Origin of the sequence: Haemophilus sp. SZY H35 (genome assembly GCF_018829705.1) — a bacterium.
Classification (GTDB): Bacteria; Pseudomonadota; Gammaproteobacteria; order Enterobacterales; family Pasteurellaceae; genus Haemophilus; species Haemophilus haemolyticus_K.
In genome coordinates this window covers 752,716-770,293 of record NZ_JAHKJZ010000001.1, presented here as the reverse complement: position 1 = coordinate 770,293, position 17,578 = coordinate 752,716, and the positions used below count along the sequence as shown (strand labels likewise).

Here is a 17,578-nt window from a genome sequence, read left to right as displayed (position 1 = left end):
AAAGAATTATCCTGGCGGCGATAGTGCGGTGGAACCACCTGACACCATACCGAACTCAGAAGTGAAACGCTGTAATGCCGATGGTAGTGTGGGGCTTCCCCATGTGAGAGTAGGGCACCGCCAGGTTACTAAATACAAAGCTAAATAAAATAAGAAAAGAAGAACCCCAGTTGAGCTACTGGGGTTTTTGTTTTTTGGAATTTACTCATTATTTAAAGAAAAGAATTAAAGTAGAAAATAGAAATCTTATTTCAACAACGAGTTTTTATTTTTGTATTGCCTACAATGTAGTTTTAATAAATATACCTATTTATATCATTTAGAGTTTTGATTTTTCATATTTTTCAAATAGACTTTATATATTCATTTCTAATCTCATCCATTATGCTTAAAAATTTAAACGAAATAACTTCAAGTATTATCTCTGATCCTCAAAATAAAGATTTTACACAACGTGGAATTTTTCCTTTATTTTCGGCCCCTAAAACAGCTAGGATTAATATTGTTGGTCAAGCACCTGGATTAAAGGCTGAGCAAACTCGTTTATATTGGAATGATAAAAGCGGTGATCGTCTGCGTGATTGGCTAGGTGTGGATTACGATTATTTTTATAATTCAGGGATATTTGCGGTTCTTCCTATGGATTTCTATTATCCTGGAAAAGGAAAATCTGGAGACTTACCTCCAAGGTCTGGGTTTGCAGAAAAATGGCATCCCCAGATTCTAGAAAATTTACCGAATATTCAGTTAACCCTTTTGATTGGTCAATATGCACAGAAATTTTACCTTTCGGATAATAAAAATAACGTAACTGAAACAGTTAAAAATTATCAAAAATTTTTACCGCACTTTATTCCTTTAGTTCATCCTTCACCTAGAAATCAATTTTGGATAGAAAGAAATCCTTGGTTTGGCGAAAAGGTCATTCCCGATTTGCAAAAATTAGTGAAGCGTATCATCAATGAATCAAAAGGGTAGTTGTCATATTTTTACTTTTTTCAATCTTAAGGCATTTATCAATACAGAAATTGAACTCATCGCCATCGCGGCGCCTGCAATCACTGGATTTAGAAAACCGAAAGCAGCAAGGGGGATGCCGAGAATATTGTAAATCAAAGCAAAAAATAGATTTTGTTTGATATTTTTCAAGGTCGTCCTTGCAATAAAAAGCGCATCCACAAGTTGATTCACCGAATGTTGCATAAGCGTTGATGAGGCCGTTTGTTCTGCAATATCTGAACCTGATTTCATCGCAAAACTGACATTTGCAGCGGCTAAAGCAGGCGCATCATTTATTCCATCACCTACCATTGCTACAACATGACCTTGAGCTTTTAACTTTTGAATTTGTTCCGCCTTATCTCTAGGGCTGAGTCCACCAAAGGCTTTCTTAATGCCGAGCTGTTTTGCTATGTAATCCACGACAGATTGTTGATCGCCACTCATAATGACTACATCAATATTTTGTTGTTGTAAGCGTTGAATGGCGTGCAAGCTATCGTTTTTTAAGGTATCCATCAGCGCAAATGCGCCAATGGGTTCATCATTTATAGACACCGCGACAATGCTCGCAATTTGCCAGATATCCTCTAAATTTTTAGGCAAGATTAAACCGCAATAATCTGGTTTACCGACTTTTATTGTTCCCACTTGTTCTAATTTGGCTTGAATTCCTTGACCAACCTCCATCTTTGCGAAAAGTGCGGTAGGAATTTCTAACATTTTTTGTTCTGCTGCGTGCACAATAGCTTTTGCAATTGGGTGGTTAGCTTGTTGCTCAACGGCTGCGGCAAAACGATACAAATCGTCTTCAGAATGCACCGCACTTTGTGGTTGCCATAGTGCTGAAATTTCAAGCTCGCCTTTTGTTAGTGTGCCAGTTTTATCAAGCACAACGGTATCCACGTGGGCAGTTTCCTCCATTGCTGCCGCATCTTTAAACCATACGCCAGCATTGACCGCTTTACCTAAACCAACCATTATGGCTGCTGGTGTGGCTAATCCCAAGGCACAAGGGCAAGCAATCACAAGCACGGATACCGCGTGAATAAGTGAAGATACACTATCATTCGTCAGAATGTAAGTGAGAGTGAAAGTAACAAGTGAAATCAGTAATACAGCAGGTACAAACACCGACGCAACTTTGTCAGCAAATCGTGCAATTGGCGCTTTTGAGCCTTGCGCATCAGATAATGCATTCATCATATCGCCAAGTAAGGTTTGGCTACCAAGTTGATTCGCTCGGTAGATAATAGAACCTTCTGTTACCATCGCCCCCGCTAATACTTTTCCACCTTTCTGTTTTTCTTCTGGACGAGATTCGCCTGTTAAATGGCTTTCATCACACCACCCATTTCCACTTTCAATTATGCCGTCTGCCGCAATACGCTCGCCTTGATTCGCACGAATGATTTCGCCGATATTGACTTGGTCAAGTGCAATTTCAGTCCATTTGTCATTACGTAGAGCGGTGACTTTTTTTGGTGTCAGTTGCAAGAGCATGCTTAAACTATTTAAGCTGTGCTTTTTAGTGCGCTCTTCAAGAAATTTTCCAAGACTGACAAAACCAATTACCATAACAGAAGCTTCAAAGTACACATGTCTCATTGCATGATTGGCGTGGTAAAGCAACATGAAAGCAGAATAAATATAAATGGTGAGCGTTCCTGTACTGACCAGTACATCCATATTGGCAAGTCCACCACGAATACTACCGATGGCTCCGCGATAAAATGGAATGGCTAACCAAAGTTGCACAATGCTCGCTAACGCAAATTGCCAAATCGGGGGCAACATCAAATTATGTGAGCCACTCATCATGCCAAGCATACCAATCAGAAATGGAATATTGATTATCCAAAGTATGATTAATCGCCAAGGAATTGATGTATTTTTTTCTTCTATTGGTAATTCATTGGCTTGTTTGATATGAGCAGAAAAACCTGTTTTATGAATAATCTCTATAATTTGAGTTTCGCTTGCTTGCGTAGAGTCAAATACAACTTGTGCTTCTTCGGCGGCAAAATTCACTCCAGCTTGTTGCACAAATGGTTTTTTATTTAAAACTTTTTCAATACGATTGGCACAAGATTGGCAGGTCATCCCACCAATCTGAATCGAAATTTTTTTACTCTGTGGCATCAAATCCGGCATCTTCAATTACCTCAATCAACTGTGCAACATTGACTCGATTTTCATCAAAAGTAATATTTGCTTTACCTTCTAATTGCACAACAGCAGACTGTACGCCATCTAATTCAGTTAAAACTCGAGTAACGCTTTTTACGCAACCGCCGCAATGCATGCCTTCTATGTTTAATGTGATTGTTTTCATTTTTACTCCTTGTTAGTCGTTTTATTGATGGCTACACTATAAACCTTTACGTTAGGTTAAGGTCAAGAAATTTTTTATGAATATTAGTGAAGCTGCCAAATTAGTAGGTTTATCTACGAAACAAATCCGTGATTATGAAAAAATGGGTTTAATTAAACCCGCTGTTCGCAGTTTGTCAGGCTATCGAAATTATGGAGAAAGTGATTTAGAAAGATTGCATTTTATTCGCCACTCACGCGATGTGGGATTTTCGCTACATCAAATCGCACAATTATTAGAACTACAAGATAATCCTAAGCGTAGCAGCCGCGAAGTGAAAGCGCTAACAGCTCAACATATTGCGACATTAAATCAACAAATAGAACAGTTACAAAAAATGGTACAAGAATTGCAGCGTTGGCATGATAATTGTCAGGGCAATGACTGCCCTGAATGTTCAATTTTGAATGGATTAAAAGGATAAATGAAAAGTGCGGTTAATATTCCCAGCTTTCTGGATCAACACCTAATTCACGCATAAGCACTTTGGCATCTTCGGGAATTTCATCATTACGCTCTTTCATTAAATCTGCATCGGTGGGCAAAGGTTGACCGGTGAATGCATGCAAAAATGCTTCGCAAAGTAATTCACTGTTGGTTGCATGACGTAAACTTTTTAATTGGCGGCGAGTGCGTTCATTCGTCAAAATTTCCAATACTTTGATTGGAATAGACACAGTGATTTTTTTTACTTGCTCGCTTTTTTTGCCATGTTCTGCATAAGGGCTGATATATTTTCCGTCCCAATCTGCCATAATTTACCTTAGTGCTTATTGATAACCTTACAAATTGTCCGTATTCTAATGAAAAATCAAATAAATAACAATCTAGACGGCTAAACTTCTATGTTAAAAAGAGAAAGAAAAGTGCGGTAGTTTTTTAGATTAAATATAAATAAACGCTAGACAGTACAGGGTTTTAGTGATAATTTACGCTTCATTCAAAGGGCATATGCCCACCATTCGAATCATCAATTCTTATTAATTCCAATATTTATTCATTATGCATTTAACTGAACTTAAAAATACCCCTGTTTCTGATCTTGTGAAACTTGGCGAAGAACAAATGGGCTTAGAGAATTTAGCTCGTTTGCGTAAACAAGATATTGTCTTTGCAATTTTAAAACAGCACGCCAAAAGCGGTGAAGATATTTTCGGCGGTGGCGTGTTAGAAATTTTACCGGATGGTTTCGGTTTCCTTCGTTCTGCCGACAGTTCCTACCTTGCAGGCCCTGATGATATCTATGTTTCCCCAAGTCAAATTCGTCGTTTTAATCTTCAAACTGGTGATAAAATCGAAGGTAAAATTCGTCCACCCAAAGAGGGTGAACGCTATTTTGCACTTTTAAAAGTTGATCAAGTTAATGATGACAAACCTGAAGTTTCTCGTAGCAAAATCTTATTTGAAAACTTAACTCCATTACATGCTAACTCTCGTTTAAGAATGGAGCGAGGCAATGGCTCAACAGAAGATTTAACTGCACGTATTTTGGATTTAGCATCACCAATTGGTAAAGGTCAACGTGGTTTGATTGTTGCTCCGCCAAAAGCAGGTAAAACCATGTTGCTGCAAAATATTGCGCAAAGTATCACGCATAATTATCCTGATGTAGAGCTTATCGTATTATTGATTGATGAACGCCCAGAAGAAGTGACAGAAATGCAACGTTCAGTAAAAGGCGAAGTCATTGCGTCTACTTTTGATGAGCCTGCAACTCGTCATGTTCAAGTGGCAGAAATGGTAATCGAAAAAGCGAAACGTTCAGTAGAGCATAAAAAAGATGTAGTGATTCTGCTTGATTCTATTACACGTTTAGCGCGCGCTTACAATACGGTAACCCCTGCTTCAGGTAAAATTTTGTCTGGTGGTGTGGATGCTAATGCGTTGCATCGTCCAAAACGTTTCTTTGGTGCTGCACGTAACGTGGAAGAAGGCGGCAGCTTAACTATTATTGCGACTGCGCTAGTTGATACCGGTTCGAAAATGGATGAAGTTATTTTCGAAGAATTTAAAGGTACAGGTAATATGGAATTACACCTTTCTCGTAAAATTGCAGAAAAACGTGTATTCCCTGCAATTGATTTCAATCGTTCAGGTACTCGTAAGGAAGATTTACTTACTTCACCTGAAGAGCTTCAAAAAATGTGGATTCTACGTAAAATTCTTAATCCTATGGGAGAGGTAGAAGCAATGGAATTCCTTATTGATAAACTTATGGTTGCAAAAACCAATGAAGAGTTTTTTGAAGTAATGAAACGTTCATAGAAAGAAATATTCTAAAACTCTTTTATATAGTCGGTACTCTTATAGGAGTACCGATTTTTTATTGTTCGAATTTACCGCACTTTTTATAAAAAAATTTTAACTTGATCACAATTTTAGAATTTGCTCTTTGAGATTCTCTATTTATCGGCATAACATAATACTCAAATTTTGTTAGGGCATATTTTGCTCTGCAAATTGACAAATTTAAATAATTTATGCTTTGGAGCAAACTATGAAACCAACAGAAAAACTCAAATGGAACAAATTTGATGCAACATGGATGTTAAACCTTTTCGGTACGGCGGTTGGCGCTGGCGTCTTATTCCTACCGATTAACGCAGGGATGGGGGGATTTTGGCCATTAGTTTTAATGGCAATTATCGTCGGACCAATGACCTATTTTGCTCACCGTGGTTTAGCCTATTTTGTACTTTCATCAAAAAATCCTGGCAGCGATATTACTGAAGTAGTTGAAGAACACTTTGGTAAAACAGCGGGTAAACTTATCACCCTACTTTATTTCTTTGCTATTTTCCCTATTCTTTTAATTTACGGTAACGGTATTACTAACACGGTCGATTCTTTCATTGTGAATCAACTTGGCATGGCGTCACCAAACCGAGCGATTCTCTCTTTTGTATTAATTGCAATATTGATTTCTGTTATGCTATTTAATGAAAAAGTGATGTTAAAAATCACAGAATGGCTTGTTTACCCGTTAGTATTAATTTTATTCGCACTTTCTATTTACTTAATTCCAGAATGGAATGGTGCGATGTTACATGAATTCCCAACAGCAGGCGGTTTCGTCACAACATTATGGCTTACTATTCCTGTATTGGTATTCTCATTTAACCATTCACCAGCAATTTCATCTTTCACTTGCTCACAATTCCGTGAATACAAAACTTTCGATGGTGCAGAACGCCATATCGGCCATACAGAAAAAGGCACCTCAACGATTTTGTTATTCTTTGTAATGTTCTTCGTATTTAGCTGCGTATTGACATTAACACCTGAAGAATTAGTGGCAGCAAAAGCACAAAATATCAGTATTTTGTCTTTCTTAGCGAATAAATTTGATAATCCATATATCTCTTATTTTGGCCCGCTTGTTGCATTCTTAGCGATTACGAGCTCATTCTTCGGTCACTATATGGGCGCACGTGAAGGCTTAGAAGGCTTATATTTGAAAATGAAAGGCGAATCTGTAAATCGTAAAAAACTCAATTATGCGACCGCACTTTTCTTCTTATTAACTTTATGGGGCGTTGCGATTATTAATCCAAGTATCTTAGGCTTAATCGAATCTCTTGGTGGTCCAATCATTGCGATGATTTTGTTTATCATGCCAATGTACGCGATTCGCAAAATCCCAGCGATGAAACGCTACAGCGGACGTTTCAGCAATGTTTTTGTAACGATTATGGGATTAATCGCTATCTCTGCGGTTGTTTATGGATTATTATAAACGCCCTTTAAAGTTTAGCGAATTTTGAGAAATTTATGATTAGCGTATTTGATATGTTTAAAGTGGGAATTGGGCCATCCAGTTCCCACACTGTCGGTCCGATGAAAGCCGGCAAACAATTTATAGACGACTTAATTGAACGAAATCAGTTTGAACAAACCGCTGAAATTCATGTGGATGTTTATGGTTCTCTTTCAATGACAGGGAGAGGCCATAGTACGGATATCGCCATCATCATGGGGTTAGCGGGTTATTTACCACATAATGTGGATATCGATATGATTTCAGGTTTCATCGAGAAAGTGAAACAAACTGCGCTTTTACCAATTAATGTTGGTCAAAAAACGGTAAAATTTGATTTTGAAAATAATCTCATTTTCCACCGCACTTTTTTAAAATTGCATGAAAATGGCATGACAATTACCGCTCTTGATGAAAATCGCACAGAGCTTTATCGCCAAACCTATTATTCGATCGGTGGTGGTTTTATTGTCGATGAAGCCCATTTTGGTCAAGAAGAAAAAAACACAGTCCAAGTGCCTTATCCTTACAAAAATGCAGAAGATATTTTGAAACATTGCAGTGATAACGGCTTAATGCTTTCCACTGTGATGTTGGAAAATGAAGTCGCCTTGCATGGCAAAGAAGCTGTCAGTGCTCATTTAGAGAATGTCTGGAAGACGATGCAAGCTTGTATCGAACATGGTATTCATACTGAAGGGATTTTACCTGGGCCATTACGAGTGCCACGTCGTGCAGCATCCCTTTATCGTATGTTGCAAGCAAATACTAATTTGTCCAACGATCCAATGCGTGTGATCGACTGGGTTAATATGTTTGCGCTTGCTGTCAATGAAGAAAATGCAGCGGGTGGACGCGTAGTCACAGCGCCAACCAACGGTGCATGCGGGATTATTCCAGCAGTATTAGCTTACTATGAGAAGTTCATCTCACCATTAACGCCTGAGATTATTGAACGCTATTTATTAGCAGCAGGAATGATTGGTTCACTTTATAAAATGAATGCTTCGATTTCTGGCGCAGAAGTGGGTTGCCAAGGTGAAGTGGGTGTAGCATGTTCAATGGCTGCTGCGGGACTGGCTGAAATTTTGGGTGGTAATCCACTGCAAGTATGCATCGCAGCTGAAATTGCAATGGAGCATAACTTAGGATTAACTTGCGATCCGGTGGGAGGCCAAGTTCAAGTACCTTGTATCGAACGTAATGCAATTGCTTCAGTAAAAGCAATCAATGCATCACGAATGGCTTTACGCCGTACCACTAATCCAAGAGTAACCTTGGATAAAGTGATTGAAACAATGTACGAAACAGGCAAAGACATGAACGCCAAATATCGCGAAACATCTCAGGGCGGACTAGCAGTTAAGATTGTGTGTTCTTAGTATAGGTAAAAAAGGATTGAGCAATGCTCAATCCTTTTCATTTTGTTAACAACAAATATCTTGTACCACAAATTGAAGTGAATGGCGCGTAAATTGTTGCTTTTTTCGATGTTTTAAACGTCTTAAACGTGAATTTCGAGATAAAGAGGTTTGTTGTAAATTGGTTTTCTTTTTAAGAAAAGTTTTGCGTTTTAACATTTTATTTATCCTTTTTTCCTTTTATTTCTTCTGCATTTTCAATCGCACTTTCGTTGTTGGCATTATCATTCATTGTTTGATTTTCTTGGACTCGATGATAATTCACAATGCTATTCATATAGCGGCGAATATTTTCTACATATTGATGCGCTTCATAGCCTCGAGCATAGCCGTATTTGAGTTGGGAATAATAACGTTTTTCTGCTAATAAAGGCAGGTTTTTTTTCACATCGAGCCAATTATCTGGATTTCCGCCAAGATTTTTGGTTAAACGACGCGCATCAATTAAGTGGCCAAGCCCCATGTTATAGGCGGCTAAGGCAAACCAAATTCTTTCTTCTTTTTCAATGGTTTCTGGAATTTGACTAATCAGCCAGTGTAAATATTCTGATCCCGCTTTAATGCTTTGTTCAGGATCTGTTCTATCGCTGATTTTCATATGTTGCGCGGTATCTTTAGTTAACATCATTATGCCACGCACACCCGTAGGCGATGTTGCATCAGGATTCCAATGAGACTCTTGATAAGCGATGGCCGCGAGTAATCGCCAATCTAATTCGCCTTTATATTTTTCAAAGAGCGGTGAGAATTGTGGCAGTGTATTTTCAATTGCGTTCATATAAGAGCGCGTATCCACGTAATCAAATTGTGAAATATGCCCTAAATATTTTTCTTTTAAATTATCCACTAGCCCTGTTTCTTGTGCATTATTCATAAAATTGAGTAAGGCAGCTTGCAGATCATTGTAGGCATTATTTGGTAAATACCAGTGAATGTTTGCTTCATCAGTAATATCAAAGGCAATGGCTAATTCTGGTTTGATTTGTTGGATCGCCGCAATATCAATCGAATTTGCAATAACGTAAGGAATTTTTCCTTCAGACAGCTGTAGCAATAGTTCTTCTTGAGTAAACGATTGATTTCTTTTCCAAGTTAATTGTGGATATTGTTTTTGTAATTCTTTTAGTTTTTCTTCTAATGATGAATTGTTAGCGATATAAATTTCTTTCTTGATATCGCCTAGATTTTTAGGGCGTTGTTCATTTTTTCGATAAGCTAATTGCCATGAAGCGGAATGATATGCTGGGCCAATTTGGAAACGTTCTGCATGATTAGGATGATATAAAAGGTGAGCCGCAGCTAAATCAATATTATGTTTATCTAGCTCATTAAATAATTGTTCTTGATTATCGAAAGTTTTAATTTCGAGTTCTACACCTAGTGAATCAGCAAATGCTTTAGCCAATTCATATTCAAAGCCTCGTTCTCTGTCTTTATTTATAAAATAAGAAATAGGATTGTTCATTGTGCCCACAATGAGTGAGCCTCGTTCTTGAATTGCTGTATAGTGGTTTTCTTCAGCATGGCGTAAAAATTGCCATGGGAATACCATATCTATAGCCCAAAGCAATAAAGCCAAGGCAGTAATAATACGTAAAAAGAGACCTTTCAATGATTTTTCCTATATAAAAAGCTTGCGGGATTGTAGCTAGAATTTAAGCAATAGACAATAAAAAGCCCCTTGAGGTTCAAGGGGCTAAGTTTTGTTTACCGAATAGTGCTAAATTTTAAATGATGCAAAAAACATTAGGAAATAGCACTATTCTTTATATCGCAAGGATACTATCCTCGACGATCACGGCGTGGTTTATCGCTAAAAGAGCGGTTACTTTTTTCATTAAATTTACGATTTCCACGATTGTCATTACTGCGTTCATTACGTCCGCGTTCTCCACGGAAATCGCCACCACGGCCTTTACGTTTACCATTAAAATCATCACCACCACGAGAACTATCAGACTTCACAGCACCTAAGAAAGACATTTGCATTTGTTTATTCAATACGCGTGTTTTACCGAATTGTTGAAGTAATTCTTTCGGCATACCTTGTGGCAATTCAACGGTCGTGTAGTCATCATAAAGTTTGATATGACCAATATAGCGGCTATTGATATCACCTTCGTTAGCAATCGCACCCACGATATGGCGAACTTCTACGCCATCAGCACGACCCACTTCAATACGATATAAATCCATTGGTTGTGGATTTCCGTAGCCTTTACGTTCGCCACGACGTTCAGCTGAACGTGGATTTTCACGGCGATCACCTCGTTCATTACGTTCACGACGACGTTTTTCCATTGGCGGATCTGGAGGAAGAATTAATTTTTGTTTACCTTGAAGCAGCATCAACATTGCTGCAGCAATATCTTCTTGATCCTGATCGGCTGTAAATAAGTCTTCTAATAAACTACGATATTGCTCTAAATCGTGATGCTCGAGTTGTTTCGTAATTTTTGCGACGAATTTTTTGCGGCGGCATTCTTGTAACACAAGATGATTTGGCAATTCTACTTCATTGATACCTTTTTTCATTAGGTGTTCAATATTACGCAGTAAACGACGCTCGCGAGGTTCAACAAACAATAAAGCACGACCAGAACGACCTGCACGACCAGTACGGCCAATTCGGTGCACATAAGATTCTGCATCAAGTGGAATGTCGTAGTTCACCACAAGGCTGATGCGTTCAATATCAATACCGCGTGCGGCCACATCGGTTGCCACAACAATATCTAAACTGCCGTTACGTAAGCGATCGAGGGTTTGTTCGCGGAGTTGTTGTGTCATATCACCATTAAGTGCGGCAGAACGGAAACCATTTTTTTCAAGTAGTTCTGTAATGTCTAACGTACCGGTTTTAGTGCGAGCAAAGATAATCGCTGCATCAAAATTTTCCACTTCTAAGAAACGAAGAAGGGCTTCGTTTTTACGCACGCCGTGCACATACCAACAACTTTGCTCAATATCTGGAGCATTTTCGTTATTAACTTTGATCTTCACTTCTTTCGGATCATTCATAAAACGTTTCGTAATACGACGGATCGGTTCAGGCATTGTTGCAGAGAATAACGCTGTTTGGTGATTTTCTGGTAATTCTGCCATGACAGTTTCTACATCATCAATGAAACCCATACGTAGCATTTCATCAGCTTCATCTAATACGATAAAACGAAGTTCAGAAAGATTTAATGTGCCGCGACGAATATGGTCAAGAATACGACCTGGTGTACCCACAACCACTTGTGCGCCTTGTTTTAATGCACGAAGTTGGATGTCATAACGTTGGCCACCATATAAAGTAACAATGCGGGAGCCATGAGCATATTTAACAAATTGTTCGCACGCATCGGCAACTTGAATAGCAAGTTCGCGAGTAGGCGCCATCACTAACATTTGTGGATGTTTTTCACTTGGATTGATTTGCGCTAATAAAGGCAGAGCAAAAGCGGCGGTTTTACCACTACCTGTTTGTGCCATACCTAGCACATCATTGCCACTGAGCAAATGCGGAATACAAGCTTGTTGAATTGGAGAAGGGGTTTCAAAACCTAAGTCAGAAACAGCTTTTAAGATGAACCCAGGTAAGCCTAAGTCATTAAAAGTAATTTTGTCAGTCATTAAAATACTCGAATATAAATAAGGAAAGCTCAAAGAGGCCTTCGGTTTATTAAGTTGAGCAGAGCGAATGAATTTTTCTATTCGTTCTACTGCAAAGAGCGGTGAGTTTTGGATTGATTTTTAGAAAACAATCGCTTTTGTTACCGCACTATTCTCTTCTTTTTCGTCTTCTGTTTGAACCGGTTTTAATTTCATGAGTTCAAACGCGGCAAAACGATACTCAACAAAGTTATAAACCTGATTTGCCATAGCTAGTTTAAATAAAGCTGCTGCTTCATCTACTAGCCCTACATTGAGTTTTTGTTTTGCTAGATAAAAATAGGTTTCTGTGAGAATTTCAGCATATTGTTGTGAATTTTCAGCAAATTCACTTGCACGTTGTTGTAATTCTTCTACAGAGATGCGTCCTAAGTAATATTGAACGATGTGTGTACCCCAGAAGTCCTCTGATAGCCCTTTTGCTCGTTCAACAAGGTTTTTTTGGGCTTCTTGTGGTTTTAATTTTTGTTCGTTCAAATATAGCCATAAGACACGATAGGGATCTTTTGTATCGGCTTGGTAGAACTGTAAGAAATCTTGCTGAGCAAGATGGTAGCGCCCTACATAATAAAAATTTAAACCACGATTAAGGTGGGTATAGTCATAACTTGAGTCTAATTCAAACACAGTATTGAAAGCTTCCAATGCGCCGTCGTAATCTTCTTCAAGCAATAAATAAAGCCCTAAGTAATTGTACACAGATGCCATTTTAGGCTGTAATGCAAGGGCTTGAGTAAAATCGTAACGAGCAAGTCCCCATAATCCAAGGGAATCATAGAGTACGCCACGTTCAAAATGTAGTGATGCACGTTCTTCATTACTCATTTTTCCAACGAGTAGTACTTGGCTTAATCGCACGATCATCACTTCTTGTTCAAAGTGAGTATTCGGGTTTTGTTCAGCCAACACGACATGATTTTTAGACACAAAACCACTCCTAGACTGAACACAGCCTGCAAGGAGTAAGATCGCACATAAGCTAAATAAATAGACTATAAAATTGCGAGATAAGCGAAAACACCGCATTTGCTTTCTTTATGCCTAAAAGTTGGAAAACAACAAAACTTGGCAGCAGTTGCTACCAAGTTTTGATTCGATATTCCAAGATTATTCCTGTTCTTCTACAGAATCTTCTTGGTTAATTTCAGTTTCTTGTTTTGGAGCCAAGTCTTTCATTGTTAAACGAATACGACCTTGACGATCGATTTCAACAACTTTTACATTTACTTCTTGGCCCACTTGGAGGTAATCGCTAACTTTTTCTACGCGCTCTTCAGCAATTTGAGAAATATGAACTAAACCTTCTTTATTTCCAACGATTGCTACGAATGCACCAAAATCAGCAAGGCGAGTCACTTTACCTTTGTAAATTGCGCCAGCTTCAACTTCTGCAACGATTTCTTCAATACGTCCCATTACGTTTTTCGCTGCATTGCTGTCTACTGCGGCAATTTTCACTGTACCATCATCATCGATATCGATAGAAGTGCCAGTTTCTTCAGTTAGTGAACGAATTGTTGCACCACCTTTACCAATGACGTCTTTGATTTTCTTAGGATCAATTTTCATTGTGTAGATGCGCGGTGCGTAGTCAGAAATATCCGCGCGTGGAGCAGGGATTGCTTGTTCCATTACGCCAAGAATGTGCATACGCGCACTTTTCGCTTGGTTTAATGCAATTTGCATAATTTCAGGGGTGATACCTTCAATTTTGATGTCCATTTGAAGTGCGGTCACACCTTCGCGTGTACCCGCTACTTTAAAGTCCATATCACCTAAGTGGTCTTCATCACCTAAGATATCTGAAAGAACCACGAATTTCTCTTCTTCTTTTACTAAGCCCATTGCGATACCCGCAACTGCTGCTTTGATTGGTACACCTGCATCCATTAATGCTAAAGACGCACCACATACAGACGCCATAGAAGAAGAACCGTTAGATTCGGTGATTTCAGATACAACACGCACTACATACGGGAATTCTGCAAGGCTCGGCATAACCGCCGCTACACCACGTTTTGCTAAACGACCGTGACCGATTTCACGACGTTTTGGTGAGCCGATCATACCGGTTTCACCTACAGAGTACGGAGGGAAGTTGTAGTGGAATAAGAAGTGATCTTGACGTTCACCTGTTAATTCATCAATGATTTGTGCATCACGTTCAGTACCTAACGTTGCAACGGCTAATGCTTGTGTTTCACCACGGGTGAAAATTGCAGAACCGTGAGTACGTGGTAATACACCAGTACAAATATCTAATGCACGAACGGTATCAACGGTACGACCGTCAATACGCGGTTCACCTGCAATGATACGGCCACGAACGATTTGGCTTTCAAGTGCGGTGAAAATATCTACGATTTTACCTTCGCTGATTTCTTCGTCTTCAGCTGTGATTTGTGCAATTACATCCGCTTTAATTGCATCGATTTGTTCGTAACGTGCTTGTTTTTCAGTAATGCGGTATGCATCACCTAAACGTGCTTCAGCAATCGCTTTTACTTTGTTGATTAAATCTGTATTTGGTTGTGGCGCAACCCAATCCCAACGAGGTTTACCCGCTTCTTTTGCAAATTCTTTGATCGCTTCGATTACAACTTGTTGTTGTTGATGACCGAATACGACCGCTGCTAACATTTGTTCTTCAGTTAAGATATCAGCTTCAGATTCAACCATTAATACGGCTTTGTCAGTACCTGCAACCACTAAGTCTAAACGGCTTTGTTTTTGTTCAGCCATAGTTGGGTTCAATACGAATTGGTTATCGATAAAACCAACACGAGCCGCACCGATAGGGCCATTGAAAGGCACACCAGATAAGGTTAATGCTGCAGAAGCACCGATCATTGCCACTAAGTCTGGGCTGATTTGTGGATTTACAGAAACTACAGTTGCCACAACTTGGATTTCGTTGAAGAAACCTTCTGGGAATAATGGACGAATTGGTCGGTCGATTAAACGTGCAATCAAAGTTTCGCCTTCAGATGGACGACCTTCACGTTTGAAGAAACCGCCAGGGATTTTACCCGCCGCATAAGTACGCTCTTGGTAGTTTACAGTTAATGGGAAGAAGTCTTGACCTTCTTTCACATCTTTTTTAGCTACGACAGTCACGAATACCGTGGTATCGTCCATGCTTGCCATAACCGCAGCCGTTGCTTGACGTGCAATCGCGCCGGTTTCTAGAGTAACGGTATGTTGACCGTATTTAAATTGTTTAACAATTGGATTCACAATGTTTCCCTTAAAATTTATATTAAAAACAATGCCTTATTTTCCAGATTGCGACTAGCAAAAGAAATCTTTTGTAAATATAACCGCACTTTCGAGCGCTTAAAATTGCTTTTGATAGCCGCACGCTAATGTAGAAAATAAAGCCTAAGCATTATACAGAGGTTTTTGTGTGATTGGTAACTTTATTTCATTTAACCGACTTGGTATCATAGGATAACTTTTATCCACTATAAGGAAAATTCTATGATTATTAGCAGCTTAACCAGCCCAAATTTTAAAGTTGGTTTACCAAAAGTGATTGCTGAAGTATGTGATTATTTGAATACGTTAGATTTGAATGCGTTAGAAAATGGTCGCCATGATATTAACGATCAAATTTATATGAACGTAATGGAACCAGAAACTGCAGAATCAAGCAGCAAAAAAGCAGAATTACATCATGAATACTTAGATGTTCAGGTGTTAATCCGCGGCACGGAAAATATAGAAGTTGGCGCTAATTATCCTGATTTGTCTAAGTATGAATCTTACAATGAAGTGGATGATTATCAACTTTGTGCAGATATTGATGATAAATTCACCATCACAATGAAGCCAAAAATGTTCGCTGTATTTTATCCTTACGAACCGCATAAGCCTTGCTGTGTAGTAAATGGAAAAACAGAAAAAATCAAAAAATTAGTCGTAAAAGTACCTGTTAAATTAATTTAACTTTCTAAAAAAAGGGCGGTTAAAAATGTTTTTATTTTTAACCGCCCTTTTTTATTATTTAATCACCGTAATTGACCATTTTGCATCATCAATTTGTTCGAAGTTTGTTACTTCATAACCTTCTTCTGCAGCCCAAGCAGGAATGGCCTCGGTGGCTTGTGTGCAGTCGAATTCAATTTCTAGGCCATCGCCTTTATTTAACTTAGCCATGGCTTCTTTAGCTTCAACGAGAGGAAATGGGCAAACAAGGCCAAGTGTTGGTAATTTAACGATCATATAAACTCCTTATGATGCTTTTGTTAATTTTAAACGTTGTGGACGGATAATGGTGAAGTAGGCGGCCACCCAAGTGCCGAGAATCATCAATGGCAATGATACCCAACCTTGCCAAGAGAAAAAGGCGGTTTCGACTAAGCCATTGCCGATAGAGCAGCCACCTGCAAGGGTTGCACCAATGCCCATGAGAATACCGCCGAGTCCGCTGCGTAGAATCGTGGTGGCATCTGGTACGCGAACACGGAATTCATTGCTTGCTTTCGCTCCGATGAATGAGCCGATAAAAATTCCTAAGACTAAGAATACGCCCCAGTTAATAAATTTACCGTCGCCAGTAACAAGGAATTGCATAATATTAGCGGATGGCCCCGTGATCCCAAGTCCAAACTCACGACCTGTAGCGACACTGAGTGGCCAAGCGACAAGCGCGATTAATCCGATTAATACGGCAGAGAAAAATGGATGCCAGCGTTTTTCAAATAATAAGTGAGAAAGTCCCGTTTTCTTCGGTTTTAATGTCGCGACTTTTACGCTTGGTTTGCTGAGATGTTTATATACATAAAAGGCTGTCACTAAAGTTAATAGAGCGACTAACCACCAAGGTGAAATGCCGAATGTATCGTAAATATTTCGTTGTTCAATATTGATACTACGTAAAGTTTTATTGAATTCCCCTAATGGGCCAGTACGCATGATGGCACTTAATAACATATAAGTGAATAAAGCAACCCAACTGCCGACTAAGCCTTCTGCTGCTCGGTACCATGTGCCTGTTGCACAACCGCCAGCGAGAACAATGCCGATACCAAACACAAAGGCACCGATAATCACCGCTAAAAAGGCAAAATTTTCAGCTGGATCGACATTTAATATACCGATTTCTTTTAAGAGAAAGAAACCTATAGATTGCACGGTAATCGCCAATAAAAGGGCTACAAACATTTTGTTATTTTTGGTGACATACATATCGCGAAATGCGCCAGTAATACAAAAGCGCCCACGCTGCATCACAAATCCGAGTAAAATTCCACAAAGTAATCCGGTTAAAAGCATAAATATTCCCTCTCTTTTAGAACTAAGTAGGTCGGTATTTTCTAAAAAAATAAGAAGGTCGCGCCAATAACTTTTAGCTAGAAAATATGT

16 protein-coding genes and 1 rRNA gene are annotated in these 17,578 nt (G+C 39.0%); 7 read left to right on the top strand and 10 right to left on the bottom strand.

Annotation, left to right across the window (positions count from 1 at the left end; genetic code table 11):
* Positions 1-10: 10 nt before the first annotated feature.
* Together rrf and KP710_RS03565 are read left to right on the top strand one after the other, a co-directional pair.
* Positions 11-126 (top strand): 5S ribosomal RNA (rrf, locus tag KP710_RS03570).
* 258 nt (positions 127-384) lie between these two features.
* Positions 385-978 carry a uracil-DNA glycosylase family protein gene (locus KP710_RS03565; RefSeq protein ID WP_111407084.1) on the top strand — a complete coding sequence of 198 codons (594 nt, stop codon included), beginning with the start codon at positions 385-387 and terminating at the stop codon, positions 976-978.
* Between the two features lie 3 nt (positions 979-981).
* Here KP710_RS03565 and KP710_RS03560 read toward each other — a convergent pair whose 3' ends face one another.
* The gene (locus tag KP710_RS03560) at positions 982-3,153 is read right to left on the bottom strand and encodes a heavy metal translocating P-type ATPase (RefSeq protein WP_111407085.1); all 2,172 of its coding nucleotides are present in this window, start codon (positions 3,151-3,153) and stop codon (positions 982-984) included.
* On the bottom strand, positions 3,128-3,334 hold the full coding sequence (locus tag KP710_RS03555) for a heavy-metal-associated domain-containing protein (RefSeq protein ID WP_048954296.1): 207 nt from the start codon (positions 3,332-3,334) through the stop codon (positions 3,128-3,130). The genes KP710_RS03560 and KP710_RS03555 overlap by 26 nt, the downstream gene beginning before the upstream one ends.
* Before the next feature lie 76 nt (positions 3,335-3,410).
* Between KP710_RS03555 and cueR the strand changes: the two genes are divergently transcribed.
* Complete coding sequence (gene cueR, locus KP710_RS03550; protein WP_005629546.1) at positions 3,411-3,797, top strand: Cu(I)-responsive transcriptional regulator; 387 nt, start codon at positions 3,411-3,413, stop codon at positions 3,795-3,797.
* A 13-nt stretch (positions 3,798-3,810) separates the two neighbouring features.
* Here cueR and metJ read toward each other — a convergent pair whose 3' ends face one another.
* A complete protein-coding gene (gene metJ / locus KP710_RS03545) occupies positions 3,811-4,128 on the bottom strand; it encodes a met regulon transcriptional regulator MetJ (RefSeq protein WP_005634287.1) in 318 nt (105 codons plus the stop codon).
* 247 nt (positions 4,129-4,375) lie between these two features.
* Here metJ and rho point away from each other — a divergent pair, with 247 nt between their 5' ends.
* From rho to KP710_RS03530, 3 genes are all read left to right on the top strand, one after another.
* A complete protein-coding gene (gene rho / locus KP710_RS03540) occupies positions 4,376-5,638 on the top strand; it encodes a transcription termination factor Rho (RefSeq protein ID WP_048954295.1) in 1,263 nt (420 codons plus the stop codon).
* A 232-nt stretch (positions 5,639-5,870) separates the two neighbouring features.
* A complete protein-coding gene (locus KP710_RS03535) occupies positions 5,871-7,109 on the top strand; it encodes an HAAAP family serine/threonine permease (RefSeq protein WP_048954294.1) in 1,239 nt (412 codons plus the stop codon).
* Positions 7,110-7,144: 35 nt separating this feature from the next.
* On the top strand, positions 7,145-8,512 hold the full coding sequence (locus tag KP710_RS03530) for an L-serine ammonia-lyase (RefSeq protein WP_048954293.1): 1,368 nt from the start codon (positions 7,145-7,147) through the stop codon (positions 8,510-8,512).
* A 45-nt stretch (positions 8,513-8,557) separates the two neighbouring features.
* On the opposite strand, the gene KP710_RS03525 is transcribed toward KP710_RS03530, so the two are convergent.
* The 5 genes from KP710_RS03525 to pnp all read right to left on the bottom strand — a co-directional run bounded on the left by KP710_RS03525 (position 8,558) and on the right by pnp (position 15,448).
* Positions 8,558-8,710, bottom strand: a complete 153-nt coding sequence (locus KP710_RS03525; RefSeq protein WP_165818712.1) for a hypothetical protein — start codon at positions 8,708-8,710, stop codon at positions 8,558-8,560.
* A 1-nt stretch (position 8,711) separates the two neighbouring features.
* The gene (gene mltF, locus KP710_RS03520; protein WP_111407086.1) at positions 8,712-10,163 is read right to left on the bottom strand and encodes a membrane-bound lytic murein transglycosylase MltF; all 1,452 of its coding nucleotides are present in this window, start codon (positions 10,161-10,163) and stop codon (positions 8,712-8,714) included.
* A 170-nt stretch (positions 10,164-10,333) separates the two neighbouring features.
* A complete protein-coding gene (locus KP710_RS03515) occupies positions 10,334-12,172 on the bottom strand; it encodes a DEAD/DEAH box helicase (RefSeq protein WP_111407087.1) in 1,839 nt (612 codons plus the stop codon).
* Positions 12,173-12,292: 120 nt separating this feature from the next.
* Complete coding sequence (gene nlpI, locus KP710_RS03510; RefSeq protein WP_111407088.1) at positions 12,293-13,237, bottom strand: lipoprotein NlpI; 945 nt, start codon at positions 13,235-13,237, stop codon at positions 12,293-12,295.
* Between the two features lie 81 nt (positions 13,238-13,318).
* Positions 13,319-15,448 carry a polyribonucleotide nucleotidyltransferase gene (pnp, locus tag KP710_RS03505; RefSeq protein ID WP_111407089.1) on the bottom strand — a complete coding sequence of 710 codons (2,130 nt, stop codon included), beginning with the start codon at positions 15,446-15,448 and terminating at the stop codon, positions 13,319-13,321.
* A 243-nt stretch (positions 15,449-15,691) separates the two neighbouring features.
* Here pnp and nanQ point away from each other — a divergent pair, with 243 nt between their 5' ends.
* The gene (gene nanQ / locus KP710_RS03500) at positions 15,692-16,159 is read left to right on the top strand and encodes an N-acetylneuraminate anomerase (protein WP_111407090.1); all 468 of its coding nucleotides are present in this window, start codon (positions 15,692-15,694) and stop codon (positions 16,157-16,159) included.
* A 54-nt stretch (positions 16,160-16,213) separates the two neighbouring features.
* Here nanQ and KP710_RS03495 read toward each other — a convergent pair whose 3' ends face one another.
* Positions 16,214-16,435 carry a sulfurtransferase TusA family protein gene (locus KP710_RS03495; protein ID WP_005631077.1) on the bottom strand — a complete coding sequence of 74 codons (222 nt, stop codon included), beginning with the start codon at positions 16,433-16,435 and terminating at the stop codon, positions 16,214-16,216.
* A 9-nt stretch (positions 16,436-16,444) separates the two neighbouring features.
* A complete protein-coding gene (locus KP710_RS03490; protein WP_111407091.1) occupies positions 16,445-17,488 on the bottom strand; it encodes a YeeE/YedE family protein in 1,044 nt (347 codons plus the stop codon).
* Between the last annotated feature and the right edge of the window lie 90 nt (positions 17,489-17,578).

Bases quoted from the DNA above. Each gene is read 5' to 3' on its own strand.
- KP710_RS03515 (WP_111407087.1), bottom strand. From the start codon at position 12,172: ATGACTGACAAAATTACTTTTAATGACTTAGGCTTACCTGGGTTCATC.
- nanQ (WP_111407090.1), top strand. From the start codon at position 15,692: ATGATTATTAGCAGCTTAACCAGCCCAAATTTTAAAGTTGGTTTACCA.
- metJ (WP_005634287.1), bottom strand. From the start codon at position 4,128: ATGGCAGATTGGGACGGAAAATATATCAGCCCTTATGCAGAACATGGC.
- KP710_RS03565 (WP_111407084.1), top strand. From the start codon at position 385: ATGCTTAAAAATTTAAACGAAATAACTTCAAGTATTATCTCTGATCCT.
- KP710_RS03530 (WP_048954293.1), top strand. From the start codon at position 7,145: ATGATTAGCGTATTTGATATGTTTAAAGTGGGAATTGGGCCATCCAGT.
- KP710_RS03555 (WP_048954296.1), bottom strand. From the start codon at position 3,334: ATGAAAACAATCACATTAAACATAGAAGGCATGCATTGCGGCGGTTGC.
- cueR (WP_005629546.1), top strand. From the start codon at position 3,411: ATGAATATTAGTGAAGCTGCCAAATTAGTAGGTTTATCTACGAAACAA.
- rho (WP_048954295.1), top strand. From the start codon at position 4,376: ATGCATTTAACTGAACTTAAAAATACCCCTGTTTCTGATCTTGTGAAA.
- KP710_RS03495 (WP_005631077.1), bottom strand. From the start codon at position 16,435: ATGATCGTTAAATTACCAACACTTGGCCTTGTTTGCCCATTTCCTCTC.
- KP710_RS03535 (WP_048954294.1), top strand. From the start codon at position 5,871: ATGAAACCAACAGAAAAACTCAAATGGAACAAATTTGATGCAACATGG.
- KP710_RS03490 (WP_111407091.1), bottom strand. From the start codon at position 17,488: ATGCTTTTAACCGGATTACTTTGTGGAATTTTACTCGGATTTGTGATG.
- nlpI (WP_111407088.1), bottom strand. From the start codon at position 13,237: ATGCGGTGTTTTCGCTTATCTCGCAATTTTATAGTCTATTTATTTAGC.
- KP710_RS03560 (WP_111407085.1), bottom strand. From the start codon at position 3,153: ATGCCGGATTTGATGCCACAGAGTAAAAAAATTTCGATTCAGATTGGT.
- KP710_RS03525 (WP_165818712.1), bottom strand. From the start codon at position 8,710: ATGTTAAAACGCAAAACTTTTCTTAAAAAGAAAACCAATTTACAACAA.